Here is a 2,630-nt window from a genome sequence, read left to right as displayed (position 1 = left end):
TGCGGGTTTCGCAAATTCCCGGACACGGATTTCAGTAATTCCCGGACACACGTTTCGGTAAATCCCGGACAGGGATTTCGGTAATTCCCGGACGGTTCCGGGGGCCGGTCACCGTTGGTCATCGCCTGCTCCGTCACGGCATTCTGCCGGTCTTGATTGAGACCGGGAGGGGACATGCCAAGACGCAAGCAACCGAGGCGAACAACCGTGCGAGATATACGAACTATATTGCGGCTGACGCATGAGCAGGGCCTTTCGGTGCGCGAAGTTGGCCTTCGCCTGAAGCTCAGCAAGACAACTGTCGCGACCTATTTGAACCGCGCCCGGGAGGCTGGCTTGAACTGCTGGCCATTGCCATCGGGGCGCGATGACGATGCGACGCTTAAGCAGGTCCTTTTCCATTGTGTGGGCCGGCCACCTCAAGACCTGACTGAGCCGGATTGGCCAAAGATGGCTGCGGAGATGAAGCGCAAAGGGGTGACGCTGGTGCTGCTCTGGGAGGAATACCGCGCCGCCCATCCCGACGGCTACGGCTATACTTGGTTCTGCGAGCGTTATCGGGAGTTCGAGAACCGCATCAGCCCCCGGTATCGCAACCGCCATGAGGCCGGCGCGGTGATGCAGACCGATTACGCCGGACACACGATCCCGGTGATCGATCCGGGCACCGGGGCCGAACATCGCGCGCAAATCTTCGTCGCGGTTCTGGGTGCGTCCAATTACACCTTTGCCTGGGCGAGCCTGACGCAAAAGCTGCCGGATTGGATCGAAGCCCAGGTCCGCGCCCTGAAGTTTTTCGGCGGGGTGCCAAAGGCAATTGTTTGCGACAATCTGAAGGCAGCGGTGGCCAAGCCGCTCTGGTTCGAGCCATCCCTGACCAAAACCTTCTCCGACATGGCCACGCATTACGACACGACCGTGCTGCCCACGCGGCCGCGCAAGCCGCGCGACAAGGGAAAGGTCGAAGGGGCGGTGCTGATCGTGGAACGCTGGATCCTTGCCCGCCTGCGCAACCGGCAGTTCTTTTCCATCGAGGCGCTGAATGTCGCCATTGGCGAGCTGCTCGATGATCTGAACGACCGGACGATGCGCCGGGTCGGGCGTTCGCGTCGTGACCTGTTCAAAGAGATTGAACACCCTGCGCTCAGCCCACTGCCCAATGCGCCCTTCGAGTATGCCGAATGGAAGAGCGCCAAGGTGCATCCCGACTACCACGTCGAGGTTCTGCGGGGATTCTACTCAGTGCCGCATCGCCTGATCGGCCGCCAGGTCGACGTCCGGCTCACGCACCGTATCATCGAGATTTTCTATAATCATGAACGCGTTGCCGTTCATCAGCGCCGCAGTCAGCGGGGCGGCCATAGCACCGTCAAGGAACACATGCCGAAGGCGCATCAACGCTACGGCGGTATGACGCCTGAGAGCCTGATCACCCGGGCCGCCCGCACCGGTTATCACGCCGCCGCACTCGTCGAGCGCCTGATGCGCGACAGGCCTCACCCTGAACAAGGCTATCGCTCCGCCCTCGGTGTTCTCGGTCTGCAGCGCCAGTTCGGGGCGGACAGGCTGGAAGCGGCCTGCGAACGAGCCTTAACGGTCGGCACGGTCAGCTACGCCTCGGTGCGCTCCATCCTGATCACCGGCTTGGATCGCGCACCCAGCTCACCAAACCTAATCACCGCCACACCGGTCCACGACAACATTCGTGGCCCCGGCTACTATCAATGATCCCGGAAAGGACAAGCAGATGCTCGCACACCCCACACTCGACCAGATGGCCGCGCTCGGGCTGACAGGCATGGCCGACGCCTGGAAGGCCTTGGCCGAACAGGATCCGGGCCAGGCGCTTGAGCGCAACGAATGGCTCGGTCTCATGCTCGACCGAGAGGCCGCAGCCCGCGCTGATAAGCGCTTCGCCAACAGGCTCCGCAACGCCAAAATGCGCTTTCCCAACGCCTGTATCGAGGATGTCGATTTTGCCGCCAGCCGTGGCCTCGATCGCCGCCAAATTCTGGCGCTTGCCCAAGGCGACTGGATTAAGGCCAAGGAGCAGATCATTCTCACGGGCCAAACCGGGACCGGCAAAACCTGGCTTGCCTGCGCTTTCGGCCATCAAGCCGCGCGCCTGGATCATTCCGTATCATATGTCCGAATGCCACGGCTCTTCGAGGACATGGCCATGGCACGCCTTGATGGGCGCTTCCCGCGCCTCGTTGACAAGCTGGCCCGTGTCCAACTGCTGGTGCTGGATGATTGGGGCACGCACGGTTTGACGGATCAGCAGCGGCTTGATCTGCTGGAGCTATTCGAAGAGCGCTATCAGCGTCGGTCGACCATCATCACCGCTCAGCTGCCGATCTCGGGTTGGCACGACATGATCGGCGAACCCACCATTGCCGACGCGATCCTCGACCGGATCGTCCACAACGCCCACCGCATCGAACTCAAGGGAGACAGCATGCGCAGAATGGACCGAAACGCGAACTTGACCTCCGTCGAAAAGACCGAAACTATCCAAACCGAAACCTGATTGCAGGCAGATGATCAGCCGTGCCCGTGCTGTCCGGGAATTACTGAAACGGCTGTCCGGGAATTAGCGTAATCGCTGTCCGGTATTTCTGAAATCCGCA

The 2,630-nt window shown here is 61.3% G+C and carries 2 protein-coding genes; both read left to right on the top strand.

Annotated elements, in window-relative coordinates; translation table 11 throughout:
• Positions 1-174: 174 nt before the first annotated feature.
• On the top strand, positions 175-1,728 hold the full coding sequence (gene istA / locus DDE20_RS18810; protein WP_116560048.1) for an IS21 family transposase: 1,554 nt from the start codon (positions 175-177) through the stop codon (positions 1,726-1,728).
• Positions 1,729-1,747: 19 nt separating this feature from the next.
• Positions 1,748-2,530 carry an IS21-like element helper ATPase IstB gene (gene istB / locus DDE20_RS18805; protein ID WP_116560047.1) on the top strand — a complete coding sequence of 261 codons (783 nt, stop codon included), beginning with the start codon at positions 1,748-1,750 and terminating at the stop codon, positions 2,528-2,530.
• Positions 2,531-2,630: the final 100 nt, after the last annotated feature.

The organism is Pararhodobacter oceanensis (assembly GCF_003076755.1).
Lineage (GTDB): Bacteria > Pseudomonadota > Alphaproteobacteria > Rhodobacterales > Rhodobacteraceae > Pararhodobacter > Pararhodobacter oceanensis.
Note: the sequence above shows the minus strand (reverse complement) of the source record. Positions and strands in the feature narration are given on the sequence as shown.